The sequence below is a fragment of the Stenotrophomonas sp. 14P6.2.3 genome (assembly GCF_057799055.1).
In genome coordinates, this window is record NZ_JBYOLA010000021.1 from 1 (window position 1) to 23,507 (window position 23,507).

At 67.6% G+C, this 23,507-nt stretch carries 21 protein-coding genes; 11 read left to right on the forward strand and 10 right to left on the reverse strand.

Annotated features, from left to right (window positions below; genetic code table 11):
- Nucleotides 1–131: 131 nt before the first annotated feature.
- Nucleotides 132–1,013, reverse strand: coding sequence for a LysR substrate-binding domain-containing protein (locus AC27VL_RS15360; protein WP_191078128.1), 882 nt, complete (start codon nt 1,011–1,013; stop codon nt 132–134).
- A 94-nt stretch (nt 1,014–1,107) separates the two neighbouring features.
- Between AC27VL_RS15360 and AC27VL_RS15365 the strand changes: the two genes are divergently transcribed.
- Both AC27VL_RS15365 and AC27VL_RS15370 read left to right on the forward strand, forming a co-directional pair.
- Nucleotides 1,108–1,809 (forward strand): ankyrin repeat domain-containing protein, encoded by a 702-nt coding sequence (locus tag AC27VL_RS15365; protein ID WP_488767212.1) that lies wholly within the window; start codon nt 1,108–1,110, stop codon nt 1,807–1,809.
- A gap of 49 nt (nt 1,810–1,858) precedes the next feature.
- Nucleotides 1,859–3,307 (forward strand): amidohydrolase family protein, encoded by a 1,449-nt coding sequence (locus tag AC27VL_RS15370; RefSeq protein WP_100552776.1) that lies wholly within the window; start codon nt 1,859–1,861, stop codon nt 3,305–3,307.
- A 32-nt stretch (nt 3,308–3,339) separates the two neighbouring features.
- Here the strand turns inward: AC27VL_RS15370 and AC27VL_RS15375 are convergent, their stop codons facing one another.
- Complete coding sequence (locus AC27VL_RS15375; RefSeq protein WP_100552775.1) at nt 3,340–4,269, reverse strand: LysR family transcriptional regulator; 930 nt, start codon at nt 4,267–4,269, stop codon at nt 3,340–3,342.
- A gap of 54 nt (nt 4,270–4,323) precedes the next feature.
- On the opposite strand from AC27VL_RS15375, the gene AC27VL_RS15380 reads away from it, so the two are divergent.
- The gene (locus AC27VL_RS15380; protein WP_488767263.1) at nt 4,324–5,559 is read left to right on the forward strand and encodes an MFS transporter; all 1,236 of its coding nucleotides are present in this window, start codon (nt 4,324–4,326) and stop codon (nt 5,557–5,559) included.
- Between the two features lie 548 nt (nt 5,560–6,107).
- Here the strand turns inward: AC27VL_RS15380 and AC27VL_RS15385 are convergent.
- Both AC27VL_RS15385 and AC27VL_RS15390 read right to left on the reverse strand, forming a co-directional pair.
- A complete protein-coding gene (locus tag AC27VL_RS15385) occupies nt 6,108–6,761 on the reverse strand; it encodes a response regulator (RefSeq protein WP_488767214.1) in 654 nt (217 codons plus the stop codon).
- Nucleotides 6,754–9,786 carry a sensor histidine kinase gene (locus AC27VL_RS15390; protein ID WP_488767216.1) on the reverse strand — a complete coding sequence of 1,011 codons (3,033 nt, stop codon included), beginning with the start codon at nt 9,784–9,786 and terminating at the stop codon, nt 6,754–6,756. Before AC27VL_RS15390 ends, AC27VL_RS15385 begins: the two co-directional genes overlap by 8 nt.
- 96 nt (nt 9,787–9,882) lie before the next feature.
- Between AC27VL_RS15390 and AC27VL_RS15395 the strand changes: the two genes are divergently transcribed.
- The 7 genes from AC27VL_RS15395 to AC27VL_RS15425 all read left to right on the forward strand — a co-directional run bounded on the left by AC27VL_RS15395 (nt 9,883) and on the right by AC27VL_RS15425 (nt 16,660).
- Nucleotides 9,883–10,215 carry a hypothetical protein gene (locus AC27VL_RS15395; protein ID WP_488767218.1) on the forward strand — a complete coding sequence of 111 codons (333 nt, stop codon included), beginning with the start codon at nt 9,883–9,885 and terminating at the stop codon, nt 10,213–10,215.
- Between the two features lie 78 nt (nt 10,216–10,293).
- Nucleotides 10,294–10,710, forward strand: coding sequence for a helix-turn-helix domain-containing protein (locus AC27VL_RS15400; RefSeq protein WP_180167334.1), 417 nt, complete (start codon nt 10,294–10,296; stop codon nt 10,708–10,710).
- Nucleotides 10,707–11,363, forward strand: a complete 657-nt coding sequence (locus tag AC27VL_RS15405) for a hydrolase (RefSeq protein WP_488767220.1) — start codon at nt 10,707–10,709, stop codon at nt 11,361–11,363. Before AC27VL_RS15400 ends, AC27VL_RS15405 begins: the two co-directional genes overlap by 4 nt.
- A gap of 2 nt (nt 11,364–11,365) precedes the next feature.
- Nucleotides 11,366–11,791, forward strand: a complete 426-nt coding sequence (locus AC27VL_RS15410) for a DoxX family membrane protein (RefSeq protein WP_346580107.1) — start codon at nt 11,366–11,368, stop codon at nt 11,789–11,791.
- Nucleotides 11,792–11,910: 119 nt separating this feature from the next.
- Entirely contained in the window at nt 11,911–13,758 is a 1,848-nt protein-coding gene (locus AC27VL_RS15415) for an amidohydrolase (RefSeq protein WP_488767265.1), read from the forward strand.
- On the forward strand, nt 13,737–15,020 hold the full coding sequence (locus AC27VL_RS15420; RefSeq protein WP_488767222.1) for an alginate export family protein: 1,284 nt from the start codon (nt 13,737–13,739) through the stop codon (nt 15,018–15,020). The genes AC27VL_RS15415 and AC27VL_RS15420 overlap by 22 nt, the downstream gene beginning before the upstream one ends.
- Nucleotides 15,014–16,660 (forward strand): MFS transporter, encoded by a 1,647-nt coding sequence (locus AC27VL_RS15425; RefSeq protein WP_488767224.1) that lies wholly within the window; start codon nt 15,014–15,016, stop codon nt 16,658–16,660. Before AC27VL_RS15420 ends, AC27VL_RS15425 begins: the two co-directional genes overlap by 7 nt.
- A 122-nt stretch (nt 16,661–16,782) precedes the next feature.
- Here the strand turns inward: AC27VL_RS15425 and AC27VL_RS15430 are convergent, their stop codons facing one another.
- Complete coding sequence (locus AC27VL_RS15430) at nt 16,783–17,607, reverse strand: alpha/beta fold hydrolase (RefSeq protein WP_191077894.1); 825 nt, start codon at nt 17,605–17,607, stop codon at nt 16,783–16,785.
- A 192-nt stretch (nt 17,608–17,799) separates the two neighbouring features.
- Here AC27VL_RS15430 and AC27VL_RS15435 point away from each other — a divergent pair, with 192 nt between their 5' ends.
- On the forward strand, nt 17,800–18,189 hold the full coding sequence (locus AC27VL_RS15435) for a hypothetical protein (RefSeq protein ID WP_488767226.1): 390 nt from the start codon (nt 17,800–17,802) through the stop codon (nt 18,187–18,189).
- A gap of 55 nt (nt 18,190–18,244) precedes the next feature.
- Here the strand turns inward: AC27VL_RS15435 and AC27VL_RS15440 are convergent, their stop codons facing one another.
- From AC27VL_RS15440 to AC27VL_RS15460, 5 genes are all read right to left on the reverse strand, one after another.
- Nucleotides 18,245–18,949 carry a DUF2968 domain-containing protein gene (locus AC27VL_RS15440; RefSeq protein WP_191077896.1) on the reverse strand — a complete coding sequence of 235 codons (705 nt, stop codon included), beginning with the start codon at nt 18,947–18,949 and terminating at the stop codon, nt 18,245–18,247.
- A 100-nt stretch (nt 18,950–19,049) separates the two neighbouring features.
- Nucleotides 19,050–21,200, reverse strand: coding sequence for a TadG family pilus assembly protein (locus tag AC27VL_RS15445; RefSeq protein WP_100552760.1), 2,151 nt, complete (start codon nt 21,198–21,200; stop codon nt 19,050–19,052).
- An 8-nt stretch (nt 21,201–21,208) separates the two neighbouring features.
- Nucleotides 21,209–21,670 carry a DUF3613 domain-containing protein gene (locus AC27VL_RS15450; protein WP_100552759.1) on the reverse strand — a complete coding sequence of 154 codons (462 nt, stop codon included), beginning with the start codon at nt 21,668–21,670 and terminating at the stop codon, nt 21,209–21,211.
- The gene (locus AC27VL_RS15455) at nt 21,667–22,548 is read right to left on the reverse strand and encodes a tetratricopeptide repeat protein (RefSeq protein ID WP_488767229.1); all 882 of its coding nucleotides are present in this window, start codon (nt 22,546–22,548) and stop codon (nt 21,667–21,669) included. Before AC27VL_RS15455 ends, AC27VL_RS15450 begins: the two co-directional genes overlap by 4 nt.
- A gap of 5 nt (nt 22,549–22,553) precedes the next feature.
- The gene (locus AC27VL_RS15460) at nt 22,554–23,483 is read right to left on the reverse strand and encodes a type II secretion system F family protein (protein ID WP_100465653.1); all 930 of its coding nucleotides are present in this window, start codon (nt 23,481–23,483) and stop codon (nt 22,554–22,556) included.
- Between the last annotated feature and the right edge of the window lie 24 nt (nt 23,484–23,507).

Sequence of the window (23,507 nt, forward strand, 5' to 3'; positions counted from 1 at the left end):
GCGGCCCCTGCCACCGGACCCACCCCGCCATCCCTCAGGAAGCCTGCTGTTGCTGTTGATGTTGCTTCGGCTGTTGAGGTTGCCGGCCAGCGGCCGGCACTACCAATGGGTGCAGGGCGTAGCCCTGCCGACTATTCCGGCTCGCGTTGCACCTGCCGCCAGAGTTCAGCGGCCAGTGCACGCACCGCGTCATCGGCATCGGCGCGATGCAGCAGGCCGATCTCGTAGTTGTCGACCACGGGCAGGTCGCGCTCGCCATCGATGATGCGGTGTTCGCGGTTGACCGCGCGACGTGGCAGCAGGCTGATGCCGATGCCGTCCGCCACCGCACCCTGGATGCCGCTCAACGAGGAACTGGTGAACGCGATGCGCCAGCGCAGGCCCAGCGCTTCGACGGCCTGGATCATCTCGTCGCGGTACAGCCCGCGTGGCGGGAAGGTGACCAGTGGCAGCGGGTCCTGCTGCAGGCTGCTGCTGCGCAGACTGTCGATCCAGTGCATCGGTTCGCGCCGGCAATGCACGGCCTGGCGGGTGTTGCGACGCTGCTTGACCAGCACCAGGTCCAGCTCGCCATGGTCGAAGCCGTGGGCCAGATCACGGCTGAGGCCGCTGCTGATTTCCAGCTTGACCTGCGGGTGGCGGCGGCTGAAGGCGGCGAGCATGCGCGTGGTCTGAGCGTTGACGAAGTCCTCCGGCACACCGATGCGCACCGCGGTCTCCACGGTGGCGCCGGCCAATGCCTGTGCCAGCTCCTCGTTCAGATCCAGCATCCGTCGGGCGTAACCCAGCAGGGTGTGCCCGGCATCGGTGGGGTGCACGTCGCGGTGGCCGCGCTCGAGCAGGCGATGCCCGGCCAGTTCCTCCAGCCGCCTCACCTTCTGGCTGACCGTGGACTGGGTCGAATGCAGGCGGGTGGCCGCGGTGGTGAAGCTGCCACAGTCGGCGACCATCACCAGGGCCCGCAGCAGGTCCAGTTCGAACACTGTTCTATTCGATTTGGCACTGTCTTGCATTTGAACATTTCACTTCTGGATACCCGTGCCGACTTCTACCATGCAGGGCAGGGGCCGGCAATGGCCGGCGCCATCGCGCATGAGGAGAGTCACGATGCACCACCCTCGCTCCCGGCAGCGTCGTTCGGCAGTGGCTCGCATGCTGTTGCTGTGCCTGCTGGCCATGGTGATCCCGGCGTGCACGGCGACTTCCCGAAGCGACGCCGATACGCAGCTGCGCGATGCCGCCAGCCGCGGCGATGTCGAGGCCGTGCGCGAGGCGCTGGACGCGGGTGCCGATCTGGAGGCGCGTGACGGCCAGGGCTGCACGGCCCTGCTGCTGGCCACCCACGGCAACAACGTGGACGCGGCGCGCGAGCTGATCGAGGCCGGCGCCGACGTCAATGCCAAGGACGCGATGCAGGACAGCGCGTACCTGTACGCTGGCGCACGCGGGCTGGACGAGATCCTGGCCCTGACCCTCGCGCACGGTGCAGACCTGCGCAGCACCAACCGCTATGGCGGTACCGCGCTGATTCCTGCTGCCGAACGCGGTCATGTCGCTACCGTGCGTACGCTGCTGCGCGCCGGCGTGGCCGTGGACCATGTCAATCGCCTGCACTGGACTGCACTGCTGGAGGCGATCCTGCTCGGCGATGGCGGCCCGCGCCACGTGCAGATCGTGCAACTGCTGCTGGACGCCGGTGCCAACCCCGAGCTTGCCGATGGCGACGGCGTAACGCCGCTGGCGCATGCCAGGCAACGCGGCTACACCAACATCGAAACCCTGCTGCGCCAGCACGGCGCGACGCGCTGACAACCGCCCCTTCCACCCGCACGCTGCCGTGCCCACCAGGATGCTCTCCATGTTGCGTTCCCGTCCGTTGTCCCTTGCAATCCTTCTTGCCGTTGCGCCGCTGTCGGCGTCTGCCGCCGAACGCGCCGATCTGCTGATCCGCAACGCCACGGTGGTCGATGTCGAGCACGCACGCAGCATGCCCGGGCAGAGCGTGGTCATCCGTGGCGAGGACATCGTCGCGGTCGGTCCCGATGCGCAGGTGCGCAGCCAGTGGAGTACCAGCCGCCAGATCGACGCCAAGGGCAAGTACCTGATTCCGGGCTTGTGGGACATGCACGTGCACTTCGGTGGCGGCCCGGCGCTGGTGGAAGAGAACAAGGCGCTGCTGCCGCTGTACATCGCCCACGGCATCACCACGATCCGTGACTGCTCCGGGGATCTTCCGCAGCAGGTACTGCAGTGGCGCGGTGAAATCGCCAACGGCACGCTGTTCGGCCCGCGCCTGCTGACGTCCGGTGCGAAGATCGAAGGCATCAAGCCGGTCTGGAAAGGCACGATCGAGGTGGGCAGCAAGGCCGACGCGGACAAGGCGATCGAGCGCCTGCAGCACGACAAGGTCGACTTCGTGAAGATCACCGACAGCACGCTGACCCCGGAACTGTTCCTGTACTCGGCCAGCGCCGCGCGCAAGGCGGGTTTCAAGGCCTCAGGCCATATTCCGATGGCGTTGACGGTGGAACAGGCAGTGGATGCAGGCCTGGCCTCGATCGAACACCTGGACTATGCCTTCAAGGCTGGCAGCAAGGATGAAGCGCAGATCGCCGCAGATTTCGGCGCCGGGCGCATCGACCGCGCCGAGGCCAACCGCCGGCTCGACGCCAGCTTCGATCGCGAAACCGCGCTGCATGCCTATCGTGATTTCGCCAAGCGCGGCGTATTCGTGACGCCCACGCTCAACGGCGGCCGTATCCTCGACTTCCTCGACCAGGACGACCACGCCAACGACCCATATCTGGCTTACATCGGCCCGGGCCTGCGTGCGACCTATACCTGGCGCGTGGGGCGCGCTGCAAAGGCGACGCCCGCGCAGATCGAAGCGCGCCATGCGCAGTACCACCAGGTGGCCGCAGTGCTGCCGCTGCTGCAGGAAGCGGGGGTGACGATCATCGCCGGTACCGATGCGGGCTTCCTCAACTCGTTCAACTATCCGGGTATCGGCCTGCACCAGGAGCTGCAGCTGTTCGTGAAGGAAGGTCTGAGTGCACCGCAGGCGCTGTCGGCCGCGACCCGCTCCGGCCCGGCCTGGTTTGGCCAGATGCAGCGCTATGGCGGTGTTGCCACGGGCAAAGCCGCCGATCTGGTACTGCTGACCGCCAATCCGTTGCAGGACATCGCCGCCACCGAAAAGATCGACAGCGTGATCCTGCGCGGCGATGTGTACGATCGCGCGGCGCTGGACAGGATGCTGGCCGACACCAAGGCCAAGGTCGCTGGCTGGAATGCCGCGGCGAAGTAGAACCACGCCCGCGGTGATGTGGCCGGCAGCGCCTAGCGCGGTGCCGGCCGCATGCCATGCAGTTGCGGCAGCGCGGCTTTCATCGCGTCGATGAAGGCGCGCAGGCGCAGGGGTTGCTGTCGCGCCGCAGGGAACACCAGGTGCACCGGCAGCGGCGGTGCCTGCCAGTCCGGCAGCAGCTGCACCAGCCGTCCTTCGGCCAGATCGTCGGCCACCAGCCAAGCCGAAACCACCGCCGCGCCCAAGCCAGCACGTGCAGCCTGCTGCACCACGAACAGGTTGTCGCTGAGCAGGCGTGGCGTGATCGACAGCGTGTGTGCGCGGCCTTGCGCGTCGTGCAGCAACAGACGTTCGCGGTAGTAGGTGACCAGCGAGATCCACGGCAATGCCTGCGCCTGTTCGGGCGTGGTGATCGAACCCGCGTCGGCCAGCGAGGGTGCGGCCACCACGATGCGCGGTACTTCGGCCAGCGGCAGGGCGACCATGCGTGGTTCGTCGACCGTGCCGACCCGCACCGCGCAGTCGATGCCTTCGGCGATGAAGTCCGGGCGGCGGTCCTCAAGGATCCACTCCAGGCTCAACTGCGGATGCTGGGCCAGGAAATCGAGCATGGTCGGCAGCAGCTGTGCCTGGCCGAATGCATGCGGCACCATCACCCGCAGGCGTCCGCTGAGCATCTGGGCCTGGCCGTGCAGCTCGGCCTGCAGCGCTTCCCATTCGTCCACCACCCGCTGCGCATGGCGTTGGCAGCGCTGGCCGTCCTCGGTCAGCAGCAGGCCGTGGGTGGACCGTTGCAGCAGGCGCAGACCCAGTTGCCGCTCCAGGGCTTGAAGCCGACGGCTGACGGTGGGCTGGGTGGTACCCAGTTGCAGGGCAGCAGCAGAAAGGCTGCCGCTGTCCACGATGCGCAGGAAAGTGCGCAGCAGGTCCAGGCGGTCACCACCCAAGGCAAGGTCGTTCATGCGCGTGACGTATGACAAGTATGTAGGTGAGCCTACTACAGACGTGCAGCGAATATAGGCACTCTACGCCCCACTTCTCTCCCGGATGCCCCCATGTCCACTCCCTCGCTCTCAACCATCACCGCTGCGCCCAGCGCTGCGCCCACCCCATCATTGGTGCTGGCCATGGCCGCCGGCGCGGGCTTCTCGGTGGCCTCGCTCTACTACAGCCAGCCGATGCTGGGCCTGATCGCCCAGGATCTGGGGGCCGGTGAGCGCGCCGTGGGCCTGGTGCCGACCCTGACCCAGCTGGGCTATGCGCTGGGCATCCTGCTGCTGGCTCCGCTGGGCGACCGCTTCGACCGGCGCAACCTGATCCTGCTGAAGTCGGTGCTGCTGGCGTTGGCGCTGGGGGCGGCGGCCTTGGCCGGCCAGTTGCCTGGGCTGCTTGTTGCCAGCCTGCTGGTGGGGCTGATGGCCACGCTGGCGCAGGACATCGTGCCGGCCGCTGCGGTGCTGGCGCCGGATGCGCAGCGTGGGCAGGTGGTGGGCAGGGTAATGACCGGCCTGCTGCTGGGCATCCTGCTGTCGCGCGTGGTCAGCGGCGTGGTGGCCGAAGCCTGGGGCTGGCGCGTGCAGTTCGGCCTGGCGGCGCTCTCGGTGCTGGCGATGGGCGCGGTGATGGCACGGGCACTGCCGCACTTCGCCGCGACCAGCACGCTGCGCTACCCCGCGCTGTTGGGCTCGTTGCTGGCGCTCTGGCGCGAGCAGCCGCAGTTGCGTCGCGCCGTCGCCAGCCAGTCGCTGCTGGCGGTGGGCTTCAGTGCGTTCTGGTCGACGCTGGCGCTGATGCTGCACGCACGGCTGGGTCTGGGCAGCGCCGCTGCGGGTGCGTTCGGTATTGCCGGTGCTGCGGGTGCATTGGCTGCGCCCGTTGCTGGCCGCTTCGCCGATCGCTTGGGCAGCCCTGCGGTAGCGCGGTTGGCGATCGCCGTCGCGCTGGCAGGCTTTGCCCTGTTGCTGGCCGAGTCATGGCTGCCGGCCGCCGCGCTGCTGCCGTTGCTGGTGGTCAGCGCGTTGCTGTTCGATTTCGGTTTCCAGTCGGCGCTGGTGGCGCACCAGACCCTGGTCTACGGTCTGGTGCCGCCGGCACGCAGTCGCCTCAACGCGTTGCTGTTCACCGGCATGTTCGTCGGCATGGCAGGCGGCGGCGCATTGGGCAGCCTGGCGTTGGCGCAGTGGGGATGGCAGGGCGTGGCGTGGCTGGCGACGATCTGTGCTGGTGGCAGCCTGCTGATCCGCCTGCGTTGAGGGGGTGTTCGGCAGGGCTGCGCCCTGCACCTGCATAGGCCACTGCGCAAGCAACAGCAACAGCGTGCGTGCATTCCGTGGGAGGGCGGGGCGGTGTCGGATTGCGAGGACGCCGCAAGTACGTCCCTGTAGGCTTGGCAGCCGCATCCATGCGGCTGACACCCCGCAATCCGACACCGCCCCACCTTCGACAGTTTTCTGGTGTCTGATGGACCCATCCCGTGCTGGATGAATCTCCATCGAAATCTAATATTTCGACAATTGAACGAAGAGCACCCACGCATGGCGTGGATCTACGTGTCGACCAAGGTCGACACCTACCAAGAGCAGGTCATGTCATCCGGGCAGATCGCGGAGATCTGTCGAAGGCGGGGTGGGTCCGGTTGCGGGGGTGTCCGCGGTATGGATGCCGCGGCCAAGCCCCCAAGGATGGGTTTACGGCGTCCCCCGCAACCGGACCCACCCCGCCATCCCACGGGTAGCCCGCCTTTGACGTTGACGTTGACGTTGCTTCGGCGGGTGCCGGGCGCAGCCCGGCCGAACCCCCCTCAATCCTGACCGGTGTCATCCAGGCTGATGATTCCGCGGCGCAGCGCCTGGGTTACCGCGTGGGTGCGGTCGCCGACGCCCAGCTTGTCCATCAGGCTCTTCATGTGCGCCTTCACCGTCTGCTCGGAAATCTGCATGCGTTCGCCGATGCGCTTGTTCGACAAACCGCCAGCCACGTGGCGCAGCACTTCGGTTTCGCGCGGCGACAACCGGTCTTCCACGACATGTGCGGCGATGCTGGCCGCCACCTCTGCCGGTATCGGTGCGCGACGGCCGCTGGCCACCGTGCGGATGGTGTCCACCAGTTCGTGGCGCAGAGTGTCCTTCAACAGATAGGCGCTGGCTCCAGCCTGCAATGCACGCACCGCACGCACATCGCCACGATAGGTCGTCAGCACGATGATGCGTGCACGTGGATCAAGCGCGCGGATCCGCGCGATCGCTTCCACGCCGTCCATGCGTGGCATCTGCAGGTCCATCAGCACCACATCCGGTTGCAGCTGCTGGTAGCGGGCAAGCGCCTCTTCGCCATCGGCGGCTTCGCCGAGCAGGCGCAGGTCCGTGTGCGTGCTCAGCAATGCCGCCAAGCCATCGCGCAGCAGGGGATGGTCATCGACCACCAGTACGCCGATGGGAGGAAGGGATTCAGTCATGGGTGGGTCTGCTCCAGGGCCAGCGCCAGCGCGATGGACGGCGGTGATACAGGCGACGGGCCGGCACGGACAGCGCCACTTCGGTGCCCAGGCCCGGTCGGGTCCACAACTGCAGTTCCGCGCCCAGCCGCTGTGCGCGCTCGCGCATGCCCTGCATGCCCCAATGACCGCGGCCGGCATCCTCGTCGGCAATGCCGACACCATCATCGCGTACGTGCAGCAGGAAGCAGCGCGTGCCGTAGGACAGCTCCACTTCGATGGCACTGGCCTGCGCATGCCGCAACGCGTTGCGGATGGCCTCGCGTCCGATCAGGAACACTTCTTCGGCGGCATCGGTCTGCAGGGGCGGGGGGCTGCCTTCCACGGTCAGGCGCAGCGGGTTGGTGCCTTGGCCGGCGTATTCGGCGTGCACATCGGCCAGCGCCGAGGCGAGGTCGCGACCGGCGAACGGTCCGTCACGCAGTGCGTTGACCCGTTCCCGGCCTTCGGCAAGATTCTGCTCGGCCAACTGCATCGCCGCCTCCAGCTGGGTGCGCACCGGTTCAGGCGTCTGCGCGGACTGGCTGATGGCGTGCAGCCGCAGGATGAGCCCTTGGCTGCCCTGCAGCAGGGTGTCGTGCAGGTCGCGTGCGATGCGTTCGCGCTCGCCGTTGCGCTCCTGCAGGCGGGCGCGGAACAGCATCGCGAGCTGCCCGCTGCGGATGCGGATGGCCAGCATCAGCACGGCCAGCACCAGCACCACGCACAACAACTTGAACCAGACGCTCTGCAGGAACGTGGGCGCGATCCGGAAGTTGCGGATGGCTGGCGTGCGGCTCCAGATGCCGTCCTCGTTGGCAGCCTCCACCTCGAAATGGTAATGACCCGGCGCCAGATTGGTGTAGTAAGCGCGCGTGCTGCCACCGGCGTCCTGCCAGCCGTCGTCCACGCCGGACAGGCGGTAGCGATAGCGGTTGCGCTCGGGCCGCGCCAGCGACAGCGCGACATAGTCGATCTGCAGCTGGGAGGTTCCGGCCGGCAGGCGCAAGCCCTCCTGCAACGGCGTCTGGGTGGTGCCATACAGCACGTCGCCGATGCGCACCCCGGGCGCCATGCTGTTGATGTGCGGCTGCAGGGTATCCAGCCACGCCAGGCCCTGGTTGGTGGCCAGCCACAGCAGGCCGTCGGCGGCCAGTACGGCGGTCGGGATGGGGCCGCTTTGCAGGGCAATGCCGGGCATGCCATCGACGGCATCGAACAGGCGCGGGGCAACGGGCTGGCCGTCGCGCAGTGCGCTGCGCAGGGTAGCGACTTCGAGCCGCACCAGGCCGCGGCTGCCGTTGAGCCAGAGTCGCCCTTGGGCATCGGCGACCATGCCGGTGATGCCTTCGAGGATGCCGGTGGTGTTGGTGCGTACGGGCAGGAAGCGGCCGTTGCCGAGGCGCGCGGCCAGGCCCGCCTCACCGGCAACCAGCAGTAGATCGTCATGTTGCAGCAGCGCGGTTATCGGGCCGACTGACAGCCCCTGTGCCGCGCCGAACGTGGCGATCGATGCGGTATCCAGACGGCGCAGCGTGCCGTCGGAATAGCCAAGCAGCAGCGCGTCGTCGCTGGCACGCGCCAGCGACGAGCAGGCCTGCTCGGGCAGCCGCGTCTCGCGTCGCCAGCGGTCATCCGCGTACTGCAGCACCGCCTGCTCACCGGCGCAGACCCAGGCCTGGTCATCGTCGGCAAACAGCAGGGCATGCAGGGGCTGGCCGGTGAACGGTGCGGGCAAGGGAATGCGCGTGGTGTGGCCGCCCACCGTGCGCGCGAGGTTGATCCAGTCGAACTGCCAGACCGGCGTGGGCGCCCGCTGCGCTGCGGCCTGCAACTGCACCGCGCTACCGGCCAGCAGCGGGCGCTGCAGGTCGAACAGCTTGAGGTCTTCGCCATAGCCGTACACGCGGCCATCGCTGCCGCGTACCAGCGAGCGGTAAGGATCGCTGGGGCCGACGGCCAGCGTCTGCACGCTGCGGGCGCGGAAGCGGTTGAGGCCGAGGTTGGTGCCGACCCAGAGGTTGCCTTCGCGGTCAGCGATGACCGGCACCGCCGAGGTCGCGGTGAGGCCCTGCGGTGTGTCGAAGCGCTCGATGCGCACGGCCTGCTGGCCATCGAAGGTGACGCGGGCGACGCCACCGTGCGGGCTCATCGTGGCCCAGAGTGCGCCATCGGCGGTGAACTGCAGCCGCGCGGCTACCAGGTCCGGCATGCGCCGCGCTTCGCGCTCGCTGGGGGGCAGCAGCCCCTGCGCGTTGGCCAGTGGTGAAGTGCCGCGGATGCGGTCGGCCAGCCAGATCTCGCCCTGCGGGCTTTCCACCAGGGTTGCCATCTGCGAGACGGCGATGCCGGTGTTTTCAAATGCGGTCTTTCCCGCCGCGCGCTTCCAGATGTGCAGGTCGGCCAGCACCCAGAAGGTGCCGTGGCTGTCCTGCAGCAGCCATTGCACACGACGTCGTGGCACGCCTTCATCGGCGGCTGGAGCCTGCCAGCGTTGCCCGTCGAACCAGCGCAGGCCACCATTGACTGCCGCCCACAGGCGTCCGTTGTGGTCATGCGCGAAGCGCGGGACCACGCCCACCGGCACGCCCTGCGCTCGCCCGAAACTGCGCAGCCGCTGAGGCGAGAACTGGCTGATGCCGGCCTGGAAATAACCGATCCACAGGCCGTCGCCCTCGCCATCGAGGCCGAGCGTGACCATGTTGGTGGAGGGGAATCGGGTGCCAGCCGGTGCCGCCTGGCGCTCGAAACGGCGACCGTCGAAGCGGTACAGGCCCGAGCCGGTCGCCAGCCACAGCATGCCCTCACGATCCTGGGCGATGTCCCAGATATCGCCGGGCGCCCCTTGGCCCACCCGCCACGCGGTGTGCTGGTAGCTGGGCATGCCGTCGCTGATCACTGGGTGCTGTGCAGCGAGCACGGGCAGGGCGATCCACAACAGCAGGCACGACAGCAGCGCCGGCAGGCGACGCGGGAGAGGGAAGATGTGGCCACGCATGGCGCTCATTCTGGCAGGTGCGGGGCAGGCGCAAGTGACCCGAATGGGGTGGGCGTGATGCAGCCGGGTCGGCTATCACGCCGACATGGAAGATGGAGCCCGGCGATGCAGCGCTTGTATGTGATGTTTCCCGATCGCGGTCCGGGCCTGGGATTGTTGTGGCTGAGAATGTGCGTGGCCAGCGCGCTGTTGCTGCCAGGTACCGCTGCAGGTGGGTCGTGGTGGCTGTGCCTGGCGGCAACGGGTTTGCTGTTGCCCGGCCTGCTGACGCCGCTGGCGGTTGCGCTGGCGGTGCTGGGGCTCTACTGGCAGGGCGCGGCGTTGCCATGGTCGCTGCTGCCGCTGGCACTGTTGCTGCTGGGGCCGGGCGCCTATTCGCTGGACGCGCGGCTGTTCGGTCGGCGACGCCTGCGACGGCTGCCTCCCCCGATCGGGTGAGTGTTGACCTCGACCGTTGGGGGTAGGGCGCCGACGGGCGGCGCCGCACCATGGGCCACCCCCGCTGCGCGCCCGAGCATGGCTACCGTCCTTTCGCCCGCCCAGCCCACGCCCATGCTGGCGCCCCAGCAGTCGGCCGCCCTGCAGCGTGCGCTGCGCTACATCGATGAGCACCTGTCGCAGCCGCTGCGGGTCACCGAACTGGCCGAGGTCGCCTGCGTGAGCCGTTTCCATCTGGTGCGCCTGTTCCGCAGTGGCACCGGTGCCAGCCCGCTGCGTTACGTGCGTCGACGGCGCATTGAACGCGCGCGGCAGCTGCTGCCGACCCATGGGCAGTCGATGACCTGCCTGGCCCAGCATCTGGGCTTTTTCGACCAGAGCCATTTCGTCCGCAGCTTCCGCGCCGAGACCGGCTGCAGTCCCGGCCAGTATCTGGCCGGCGATGCGGCGCTCGCACGTCCCCTTGTTGTTTCTTCCACTGGAGTCCACCCATGAGCCTCGCCACCGCCACCCCCGCCAAGGCACTGCTGTCACCCACCGACCACGCCCTGATCCTGATCGACTACCAGTCGCAGATGGCGTTCGCCACCCACACCATCGACATCTCCGCACTGCGCAACAACGTGTCGTTGATCAGCAAGGGCGCAAAGGGCTTCAACGTGCCGGTGCTGCTGACCACGGTGGCCGAGAAGTCGTTCTCCGGCCCGATGTTCCCGGAGCTGCCGGCGATCTTCCCGGGCCAGACGGTGTTCGATCGCACCTCGATGAACACCTGGGAAGACCAGCCGGTGATCGATGAGGTGAACCGCATCGGCAAGCGTCGGCTGGTGCTGGCCGGGCTGTGGACCAGCGTCTGCATCGTCGGACCGACGCTGTCGGCGCTGGAGCAGGGGTTCGAGGTCTATGTGATCACCGATGCCTGCGGCGATGTGAGCGAAGAGGCGCACGAACGCGCGTTCACCCGCATGGTGCAGGCCGGTGCGGTGCCGATCACCAGCGTGCAGTACCTGCTGGAACTGCAGCGCGACTGGGCGCGCGGTGAAACCTACGACCTGACCACCGGCATCGCCCGCGACCATGCGGGCGGCTATGGCGTCGGCATCCAGTACGCCAAGACCATGTTCGGCGCGCAGGAAGGCGGGCACTGAGCGTGCGCGACGGCCATGGCCTCGACCTGGCCTTGCTGATCCTGCGGGCGGCGGCGGGAGGATTCCTGCTGCCGCACGCGCTGGGCAAACTGTTCGGCTGGTTCAACGGGCCTGGCCTGGCGGGTTTTGCCGGCGAACTGCGTGGCTTCGGCCTGCCTGCAGCGGCCCCGTTGCCACTGCTGCTGGCGCTGCTGCAGGTAGCGTCCGGCACCGCGGTGATGCTGGGCTGGCAGGCCCGGATCGCCGCGCTCGTGGCTGCCGCGTTCATCGCCTTCACCGCACTGCTGGCGCTGCCCAAAGGGTGGTTTTGGATGCGCGGCGGTGCCGAGTATCCGTTGTTGTGGACGCTGGCATTGCTGGCCATCGCCCTTGCCGGGCCCGGTGCATGGGCGGTGGATGGCCTGGTTCTTTCTGGAGACATCGCATGAGCAACGACCCTCTCGATCCTGGCCGCCGCAACGTGGTATTGGCCACCGGTGCCGCGCTGGCGCTGGGACTGGCTGGCGGCACCGCCGCGGCCATCGAATCCCCTTCCAAGGAGCGCCGCATGAGCACGCTGGTCATCCGCAACGCACGCATCACCACCCTCGATCCGCAGCAACCGCATGCGCAGGCATTGGCCGTGCAGGAAGGTCGTATCGTCGCTGTCGGCAGCGATGAACAGATCATGCGCGACTGGGGCAGCGAAGCCACCCTCATCGATGCGCAGGGACGGCGCCTGGTGCCGGGTCTCAATGACAGCCATACGCACCTGATCCGTGGCGGCTTGAACTACAACCTGGAACTGCGCTGGGACGGCCTGCGCTCGCTGGCCGATGCGATGGCCATGCTGAAGGCGCAGGTTGACCGCACGCCCGCACCGCAGTGGGTACGTGTGGTCGGTGGATTCACCGCTACCCAGTTCACCGAGAAGCGCCTGCCGACCCTGCAGGAACTGAACGACATCGCCCCGGATACGCCGGTGTTCCTGCTGCACCTGTACGACCGCGCGCTGCTCAACCGCGCCGCGCTGCGTGCCTGCGGCTATACCAGGGAAACGCCGGATCCGCCCGGTGGGCAGATCGTGCGCGATTCGCTGGGCAACCCGACGGGCCTGCTGCTGGCCAAGCCGAACGCACTGATCCTGTATGCGACCCTGGCCAAGGGGCCGAAGCTGCCGATCGAATACCAGGCCAATTCCACCCGCCATTTCATGCGCGAGTTGAACCGCCTGGGCATCACCTCGGTGATCGACGCGGGAGGTGGCTTCCAGAACTATCCCGAGGACTACCAGGTCATCGAGCAGCTGCACCGCGACCAGCAGCTGACCGTGCGCATCGCCTACAACCTGTTCACCCAGAACAAGGGCAGTGAGGTCAGCGATTTCCGCGGCTGGAGCGAGATGCTGCAGCCGCGCCAGGGCGATGACCTGCTGCGCCACAACGGTGCCGGCGAGATGCTGGTGTTCTCGGCAGCCGATTTCGAACTGTTCAACGAGCCGCGCCCGGAGCTGCCGCCGGAGCTGGAGCCGGAACTGCACGACGTGGTCAAGCTGCTGGTGGAGAAGCGTTGGCCGTTCCGCATCCACGCGACCTACGACGAGAGCATCAGCCGCATCCTCGATGTCTACGAACAGGTCAACCGCGAGGTGCCGTTCGATGGCCTGCACTGGTTCATCGACCACGCCGAGACCATCACCCCGCGCAACATCGAGCGTATCCGCGCCCTGAACGGCGGCATCGCCGTGCAGCACCGCATGGCCTACCAGGGCGAGGCGTTCGTGCAGCGCTATGGCGTGCAGGCGGCGCGGCACACGCCACCGGTGAAGCGGATGCTGGCCGAGGGCGTGCCGGTCGGCGCCGGTACCGACGCCACCCGCGTGGCCAGCTACAACCCCTGGGTGGCACTGTCGTGGCTGGTGACCGGGCGCACCGTCGGTGGTCTGGCCCTGTACGGCGATGAGAACCTGCTGGAGCGCGAGCAGGCCCTGCGCCTGTGGACGCAGGGAAGTGCCTGGTTCTCCGGCGACGAAGCGGTGAAGGGCACGCTGAAGGCAGGCCAGCTGGCCGACTTCATCCTGTTGTCGGCCGATTTCTTCCGTGTCGATGAGCAGCAGATCGCCGACATCACCAGCCTGTTGACCGTGGTGGGGGGCCGTATCGTGCATGCCGATGGCGACTACGCCGGGTTGGCGCCGCAGCTGCCTCCAGCAATGCCGGACTGGTCGCCGGTGAACCGCTTCGGCGGCTACCACGTCGGCGGCGCCGCCACTGGCCTGGCGGCGGCCCATCATCACCATCACGGCGCCGCCTGCAGCACCCATGGTGGGCATGGACATGCGGCCCGCCATGCCGCGCCAACCGATGACCTGACCGCGTTCTGGGGCGCGATGGGATGTTCGTGCTTCGCGTTCTGACCCTGGCTTCACTGGCGTTGCCGTCGTTGGCACTTGCCTGCGACGGTGGCGCCTGTGCCGCGGTTGGCGATGGCCAGTTGCAGTGGGATGCATCGCTGCGCCTGCGTGGCATGTACTACGACCCGAGCCGGTTCGGCGTTGGTGGCGGCGAGGATGGCTACGGCCTGCTGCGTGCGCTGGCATCGGCCACCTTCGCCCGCGATGACTGGCAGGCGAAGCTGCAGCTGGGTGCGCATGCCGAGCGCGGGAAGGCCGGCGGTCCAGGTCGTACCGATCGCGGTGCGTTGGACGTACAGCAGGCGTACTGGCGCTGGACTGGCGCTGGCATGCACGTGCAGCTGGGCAGGCAGGAAGCGGGCTATGGCAGCTCGCGCCTGCTGTCGGTGCGCGATGGGCCGAACATCCGCTTGGCGTTTGATGGTGCACGGGTAGGTTGGCAGGGCCGGCTGGGCGCGCTGGACCTGATGGCGCTGCGCCCAGTGGAGAACCGCGCGGGTGCGTTCGATGACCGCGGTGAGCGCGGTGCACACCTGATCGGCGTGTATGCGACGACGGCGAAGGGCGCAGGGGGTAGTCAATGGGACCTGTACCTGCTGGACTATCGCCGCGAGGGCGCGCGCTTCGCCGCAGGCAGCGGTACCGAGCGGCGGCAGACCCTGGGCGCGCGCTGGTTCGGCCAGTCCGGTGCGCTGGACTGGAATACCGAACTGGTGGTGCAGGGCGGTGAGCTGCAGGCCGTGACCGGCGATCTGGACATCCGCGCGTGGACCCTGGCCACCGATACCGGCTGGCGCTGGGCCGGGCTGCCGCTGCAACCGCGCCTGGGGCTTAAGGCCGATATCGCCAGCGGCGATGCAGATCCGCGAGATGGCCGGCTCGGTACGTTCAATGCACTGTTTCCCAAGTCCGCCTATTTCAGCGAAGCCAGCCTGTTGGCACCGGCCAACCTGATGGATCTGCAACCGACACTGTCGCTGCGCCTGCATGACGCGGTGACCACCGAGCTGGGTGTACAGCTGGCCTGGAAGCAGCGGCGCGCCGATGCGGTCTACACCACGCCGGCACCGTTGGCTGCGCTGCCCGGCAGTACCGGTGGCGCACGCCGCATCGGCACCCAGTACAAATCCGAAACCCGCTGGCAGGTCAATGACCGCTGGCAATGGCAGCTGCAGCTGGCCTGGGTCGATGCGGGCCCTGCACTGAAGCAGGCCGGTGGCCAGGACACGCTGTTCGCCTCAATCGTTGGAGCATGGCAATGGTGAACGCATCCGCGTCACAACACTCCCCACAGGCCGATGGCGCCTGGTCGCCGCTGAAGATCCGCATGTTCCGTTCGATCTGGCTGGCGATCCTGGCCAGCAACATCGGTACCTGGGTCAACGACGTCGCCGCCGCCTGGGTGATGGCCGAACGCACCGGTTCGGCGTTGATGGTGGCACTGGTGCAGTCGGCCACCACCGTGCCGATCGTGCTGCTGGCGCTGGCTGCCGGCACCCTGGCCGACATCGTCGATCGCCGGAAGTACCTGCTGTTCACCCAGGGCTGGATGCTGCTGGTGGCGGCAGTGACGGCGGTGCTTGCGGCGATGGATCTGCTGACGCCACAACTGCTGGTGCTGCTGACTTTCTGCATGGGCTGCGGCGCGGCGATGGCAATGCCGGCGCAGGCCGCGATCGTCTCCGAGCTGGTGCCGCAACCGATGCTGGCTTCGGCAGTGGCACTCAATTCCATCGGCATCAACATCGCCCGTTCGATCGGTCCAGCCATCGGTGGCGTGATCGTGGCCCAGCTGGGTGCGGTATGGGCCTTCGGGTTCAATGCCATCACCTTTGCGGCAATGCTGTTCGTGGTGTGGGGCTGGAAGCGCGATCCGAAGGCGTCCAGCCTGCCCCCGGAAGGTTTCGGTGCTGGCCTGAAGGCAGGCCTGCGCTATGCCAGCCGTGCCGGGCGGCTGCAGGCAGTACTGATCAAATCGGCCGGTTTCTTCTTCTTTGCCGCAGCGATGAACGCGATGCTGCCGGTGGTGGTGCGCGGGCAGATGCACGGCGGGGCGGGGCAGTACGGCGTGCTGCTGGGCTGCATCGGCATTGGCGCGGTGGGCGGTGCACTGCTGCTGCCGAAGCTGCGGGCCAAGCTCGACCGCGACCTGCTGGTGCTGCTGGCCACCCTGTTGCTGGCTGCAAGCCTGGCCGGCCTGGCGCTGACCCGCAGTTGGTACGTGTTGCCGCTGGTGATGCTGGTCAATGGCTTTGCCTGGATCACCGTGCTGTCTTCGTTGCAGATCGCAGCACAGACGGCGGTGCCGGCCTGGGTGAGAGCACGGGCGCTTGCGCTGTACATCATGGTGTTCTCGGCCGGCATGGCGGCCGGTGGCCTGAGCTGGGGCGCGCTGGCGCAGCGCACATCGCCGGAGCTGGCATTGCTGGTGGCCGCAGCAGGCGCGGTCATCGGCGGCCTGCTGGTATGGCGCGTGCGCATAGCCGGTGCCGAAGATCTGAACCTGAGCCCGGCCGGCCACTGGCCAGCGCCGGAGCTGTCGGTACCGGTGTCGAATGATCGTGGGCCGGTGCTGGTGACCATCGAATATCGCATCGATGCCGCCGATCGTGCCGCGTTCCAGGCGCAGATGCGCACGCTGGGGACGATCCGTCGACGTGATGGCGCCGTGGTCTGGGGCGTGGTCGAGGATGTGGCGACCCCAGGCATCCATCTGGAATACTTCGTGGCGGCGTCGTGGTTGGAGCACCTGCGCCAGCACGAGCGCATCACCGCCGACGACAAGGCGATCCAGGAGGCGCTGCGCGCGCTGCACCGCGGTGAGCGTGCCCCGGTAGTGCGTCATTTCGTCGGCGGCCATGATCCGCTGCCGGCGGCGGCGCCACATCACCACAGCGACATCTGATGGCCCGTGGTAGAGCCGGCCGCTGGCCGGCTGAACGCGGCTTCGAGCGGGGTTGATGCGGTTGCCCGCCAGCGGTCGGCACTACTGCGGCAGCGGCGGCGCCGGAGCGCCGCCGCGATACCTCATCTGCGTGCGAACGCCAGCAGGTCGGCGTTGAACTGATCTGCATGGGTAAGGGTGAGGCCGTGCGGCGCACCGGCATACACCTTCAGTTCGGCGTCCTTGATGATCTGCGAAGACAGCTTGGCCGAGGCGTCGAACGGCACGATCTGGTCGTCATCGCCGTGCACCACCAGCGCCGGCACGTCGATCTTCTTCAGATCTTCGGTGTAGTCCACTTCCGAGAACTCGTGGATGCAGTCGTACTGGCCCTTCACGCCGCCCAGCATGCCCTGCAGCCAGAACGAATCACGCATGCCTTCGGTGACGCTGTTGCCATCACGGTTGGCGCCGAAGAACGGCGTGGCCAGGTCCTTGAAGAACTGCGAACGGTCGCCACCGGTGCCCTTGCGGATGCCGTCGAAGACCTCCAGTGGGGTGCCGGCCGGATTGCTGGCGGTCTTCAGCATCAACGGCGGCACCGCGCCGACCAGCACCACCTTGGCCACGCGCGTGCTGCCGTGGCGGCCGATGTAGTGGGCCACTTCGCCACCGCCGGTGGAATGGCCGACCAGGATCGCGTCCTTAACGTCCAGCGCATCCAGAACGGCAGCGAGGTCGTCGGCGTAGGTGTCCATGTTGTTGCCGTCCCAGGTCTGGCTGGAGCGGCCATGGCTGCGACGATCGTGGGCGATCACCCTGTAGCCGTTCTGGCCCATGAACAGCATCTGCGGGTCCCAGGCGTCGGACGACAGCGGCCAGCCATGGGCGAATACGACAGGCTGGCCGGTGCCCCAGTCCTTGTAGAAGATGCGGGCGCCATCATTGACGGTCACGAAATTGCTCATTGCTGGTTCCTTGGCGGAAGGGAGGGAAGACGCCTGCGGGTTCGCCGGCGCCTGCGGCAGTACAGCGCACGATGTGCCGTGTGCATTGCACGGCTGTGGCGGATTGACGGGTTCGTTGCGCTGACGCGACTCGCTCTGGCGGCAGGCCCGTACTGCTGGCAACCATGGCCATCGGACGCGCGAGGGCCAGTCATGAAGATGCCGAGATGCGGAGTGTTGCCTGGACTGCTGTTGGCCGCTGTCGGGGCGGCGCAGACCAACGTCTACAAATGCACCGATGGTGACCACCCGGTCTACCAGCAGACGCCCTGCCAGGGGCGGGCGGAGTGGCGCTGGGAAGTGCCAGATGTGGAGTCGAGGGCGCGTGGGCCGCTACCTTCGGCCGTGCAGCCTGCCCGCAGCAGAACCACGCGTACGCCACGACGTGGGCGCGCGCAGGCCGCGCTGATATCGATCACGGCCGACCCACGCGGCTGCGAGCAAGCGCGCCAGCAGCAGGTGAAGACGCTGGCCAAGCCACGCAGGCTCGACTACCTGCAGCGCAGGCAGCTGGATGACGCGGTACGCGAGGCCTGTCGTTGAGCACAACGAAAAACGGCACCCGAAGGTGCCGTTCTGGTCTGCAGCCGGGTAAGCCTCAGCGGCCGTCGCTGGCGGCGGCCGGCGACGCTGCTGCATCCGGCTTGGGCAGGCTCAGCTCCGGGTTGCCCTGTTCGGCCTGCAGGATCTGGATCCGGCGCTGCAGCGCATCGAGCTGGCTGTTGGTGCTCTGCACGTCGGTGCTCAGGCTGACCGCTTGCTGCTGGGCCTGCTGCAGCGCTGCGCTGACCTGCGCCGACTGCGCCTGCTGCTGTTCCATTTCCTGCTGCAGGGTGCGCAGGCGTTCTTCGTTGTAGGCCACCAGGCGCTCGGTGTAGCGCTTGCCGGCTTCCAGCCGGGTGGTGTCGATGTAGACCTGCGCCAGCTGTTCGGACTGCTGCGCGAAGGTGCGGTAGACACGCTCGGCGTTGTCGACGGCATCGGTCTTGATCACCCGCCAGAAGTTCTTCTCCTGGAACAGGGCCACGTAGTAGGTCAGGGTATTGGCGTTGAACAGCAGGCTGGCGCCGTAGTTGCCGTTGTAGGTGGTACGCAGCTCGGTGAGCTGCTGCGCATCCATCAACTGCTTGAGTTCGTCGACGGTGTTGCGTACCACCGGTGCGGCCTTGGCCGGCTCGACGGTGGCAGTGCGATCGCCACGTGCGGCCAGCGCCGACGGCGCCACCACGATCATGGCCACGGCCAGCAGTGCTGCGCCGCGCGGATACCGGGCGAAGACGGTGCCCCCTGAAGTTTCTCGCATGTCTAGACCATCCACGGATGTAGTGTGGGTTGAGTTGAAAGTGGTTCCCCGCCGCGAGTCTAGCATGGGCACGGGCGCCGCCAACCCGCGCCCGCGCGGGTCAGAAGACCAGCTGCGCCGAGCTGCACTGGATCGACTGCATGCTGACATCGGTGCGGCCCAGTTCCAGCCCGAGCAGGCTGGCCAGGGTATTGGTCAGCAGGGTGCCGACGCTGTTGAGCACCGGCTTGAGTGCCGCCAGCACCGGATTCAGCAGCGCGCACAGCAGGCCGCTGCAGGTCACGTTGTTGCCCGGGGTGGTCACGCCGCCGCCGTTCTGGCCGTCGAGGAATCCTGCCGGGGCGGTCTGGATATAGGACGCCAGGTTGGTGCGAACGCAACCGTTGTAGTCGATCAGGTTGCCCAGCAGGCTGTCGCAGCGGTTGATCAGCAGGCCGCCAACCAGCGAGCCAAGCAGGCCGTCGAGCAACCCAAGGCCCTGGCCGGTCACGGTGGTGCGGTAGCCCGTCCACACCGAGCCATCTTCCCAGCAGGTGGTCAGGCCAAGCAGGCACGGCTTGGGTACACCTTTGGGGACTGTCCAGTTGCCCAACGGTGCGAGGTTGCGTGACGGATCGCCATCGCGCAGCAACGGAATCACCTGGTCCACGTTGTAGCGCCCGCCGCTGGGGAAGGCGGCCTGCAGATAACGGTCGGCCAATGCCTTGGCGGTGTCATTGGCGTTCATGCCCTGCTTGGGCGAACTGAGCATGCCTGACAGCACGCGCAGCAGTTCGTTGACCAGATCGGACACGGCGGTGCCGACGGCCAACGGGTTGATCCGGGTCGAGCCGGTCTGGCCGGCCGCCAGGGTCAGGCTCTGCGTGCTGGTCAGCGCCGGCAGGGTGATCTTGTCGTTGATCAAGGGCTGCCCCAGCAGCTTCAACAGCTGCTCGTTCTGCAGGGTCGCGTCACAGACGTTGCTTTTGGAGAAACGATCGGCTGCGTTGACCTTGCCGACGCAGGCGCGCAGCACCGAGGAATCGACCTGGACGGTGGCCGTCGGTGGCGTCGCCCCGCACTGGATGCTGGTCAATGTTCCCATCGCATTGGCCACATCCACGTGCAGTGGCAGATGCAGGCGGGTGCCGAGCAGGTTCAACAGCGGACCGATCGCGAACAGGCGGTCGCTGTCGACGTCCACCATCAGCCGCACCTGCGCGTTGTACGCACGTGCGCCGACACCTCCGATGGCGATCGACGGCGGCTCCACCACGCCGGCCTTGATGTCGATGCCCAGCAGGTTCAAGCCCTGCACCTGCACGCCATTGCCATCGTTGGCGATGGAGATCGCGGCGGTGACAAGATCCAGCACATTGACCCGTGATTCCAGCGCGCTGCCGATGGTGCCGTCCGGTGAGATCACCTGCGCGAACAGGCCGCCGCCGCCGTTCTGGCTGCCCAGCAGAATATTGAGCTGGTTGATGTCCAGCCGGGTGCCGACCAGGTTGGACAGCGCCTGCAGCTGTACGCCGACGGCGGTCTCGCGGCCGACCACCGTGGCGGTGGCATTGACCAGCTGCGCCAGCGAGATGCGGTTGATCGACAGCAGCCGGTTGAAGTCGGCCACGCTGAGGTCAGCGGTGACCGGGATGCCCAGTGCAGCCAGCAGCCCGGATGGGGTGATGGTCGCTTGGGCCAAGCCATCGTAGGACAACACTGTCGCGTTGGTGACGTCCAGGCCGACCAGGCGAAGGGTCGCCATCAAGGGGGAGTTGCCATTGGTGCGCAGCAGCTGCGAACCCACCGCGAACACCGCGGTGGGTTCCGAGCGCTTGGCCACCGCCTGCACGCGCAGGGTGGGCAACGTGCGGTTCTGGCCGAAGAACGGCAGCACGCCGCGTTCTGCAACGACGCGCACCGCATTGCGTGGATTGCTGGCGTCCACGCTCGGGCTGAAGTGGTCAGCCGTTCCGCGGGTGGCATTCCAGTTGCCGCACTGGATCTGCACCTGGCCGCGGAAGCGGTTCTGCGAGAGTGCGCTCTGCCGGGCCGCACTGTTGTCGGCATTGCTGGCGTTGCACAGGTCGAGCCGTTGTGCGCCTGCCAACGCGGCCAGATCGACCACCTTCTGTGCATCGCGCTTGGCCCAGAACAGGAAGCCGATCTCGATCAGGCCGAGCATTGCCAGCAGCGCGATCATCACCAGCATCATGGTGACCGACATACCGCCGCGCGGGCGACTGAAGCTGATGTGGCGTGCTCGGTTCATGGCAGACCTCAGCGTCCGGATCGGGAGGATCCTGCGGACTTGGCGACGTCGGTTTCGAAGAATTGCGGGATGTCGTACTGGAAGCTCTTCAGGTAACGCGCGTAGCTGGATGTGGCCTGGTCGCCGAGGATCGGCAGGCGGGCGCCGGCTACCTCGCCGGAGGCCTGCAGGCGGAACAGGCTGCGGGTGGTGTCGCCGATCTGCGAGGTGTTGGGCCGCAACTGCGTGCCGCCGAAATCGGGTGCAGCTGCAGCTGCAGGGGCTGGCGGAGGCGGTGGAGCCTGTTCCTGCGATACGTCCACGGTGGCCAACGGCTCGCTGTGCAGAGGCGCGGCGGTCGGCGCGGGCGCAGCGCCGCCCAGCATCTGCCCGGTCAACGGTTGCTGCGGCGTCTGCGCCTGCACAACCGCAGCGAAAGACAAGCCGGCAAGCATCGGCAACAGGCAGCGGATCAGCGGCGTCGAGGTCATGGCGTGTTCCCGTTGGGATGGTCGGTGGTGCCGAAGCGTTCCAGCATCGAGGGTGGCAGTCGTGACGGGTCGCGTTGGTCCCGGCCATCGCGGCGGGGTTCGGCGGCCAGGCGCGGGCCTGCGGCGGGTGGGCTGGCGGTTACCGAAGCGACCGGTCGCGTCGCTGCCGCCGCAGCACTGGCGGCTGCCTGCCGTTGCTGCAGCCGCGTACGGATCTGCAATGCCTGCTGCTCGACGCTGCGGCGCGTTTCCTCGCTGAAGCTGGCCTGCTGGGCCAGTCGTTCGACGGTGGCCGTGTCGCCACGCAGCAGCGCCCACAAGGCCAGGTTGGCGGTGGCTTTGGCGTTGCCCGGCGACAGTTCCAGCGCCTTGGCCAGCGGCTCGCGCGCCTGTTCGAAGCGACCGGCGCGCAGCCGTGCATAGCCGAGGTCGCCCAGGTAATCGGTGTTCAGGGGATTCAGCTGGGTGGCACGTGCGAGTGCCTGCTCGCCGCCGTCGTCATCATCACGGAGGGCGGCGATCAGGCCGATGCCATGCGCGGCGGCCGCGGCCTGTGGGCCGTTGCCGAGTTCGCGGTACAACGCCAGCGCCGCATCGATCTGGCCGGTCTGGCGCAGCGCATCAGCCTGCAGCAGGCGCAGTGCCGGGGTATCGCCGTAGCGCTGGCGGAAGGCATCCACGTGCGCCAGCGAGGCGTACCAGGCGCCCTGCAGCTGCATGCGCTGGATCAGCTCCAGATAGGCGTTGCGACTGTCCTGCGGGGCCGGCGTCGGCTCGGCCAGGCTCGGCGCACGCAGGTACTTCGGCGTGGTGGAGCTGCAGCCGGCAGCGGCGGCAACCAAGGCAAGCAACAGGCAGGCGGGGCGCAGGACAGGCATGAAGGTCATCCCATTTTCGACAAGGTAGTGGCCAGCGCGACCAGCGCCGGTCCGGCCAGCACCAGCATCAGTGCCGGCAGCAGCGTCAGCATCATCACCACGGTCATCTTCACCGAGAGCTTGCCGACCTTTTCCTTCAACGCGTTGCGGCGCTGCTCGCGCAGGCGGATGCTGAACTGGCGCAGCGGTTCCTGCACGGCACCGCCATGGGCATGCACCTGCAGGATCAACTGCACGAGGCTGGACAGGTCGTCGTCGCCGTATACATCGCTCAGCCGCCGCAGCGACTGCGCGCGCGTGCGTCCGTGGGTGTAGGACACATTCGCTTCCTGGATTTCCCCGCCCAGTACCGGCAACGCGTCGCGCAGCTTGTCGCCCAGTGTCTGCAGGCTCTGATCCATGCTGAAGCCCACGCCCTGCAGCAGCCGCAGTAGGTCGATCAACAGCGGTAGTTCATTGTTCACGGCACGCCGCCGCCGCTTGACCCACGCACTGAGCGCGAACTTCGGCAGCAGCAGGCCGGCAGCGAGCGCGCCGATCACCACCATGATCCTGGACAACCCCGTGGCATCGCTGATCGCCAACGCAATACCCAGCACCAGCACCGCCAGCAGCAGGCGCAGGCCCAGGTAGATGGCGGTGCCGCGGCGGGTGTTCCAGCCAGCCAGGTCCAACAGCAGGCGATCTTCACCGGCCAGCAGGGCCGTTTCCAGGCGGCCGCCGCTCAGCCCACGACCGAACTGCTCCAGCCAGCCGAGCGAATCCTTGCGCGCATCGGCACCGCCCTCATCGCTTTCGCGTGGACGCAGCGCCGTTTTCAATGTTGCCGCGCTGCGGTCCTCGCGATGGCCGCGCACCCAGCTGCCAAGCCCCAGCAGGGCCACACCGGCAGCCAGCACCAGCAGGGCGGCCACGAACCAGATGCTGGCGCTCATTGGATGCCTCCTGTGTGGACGGGG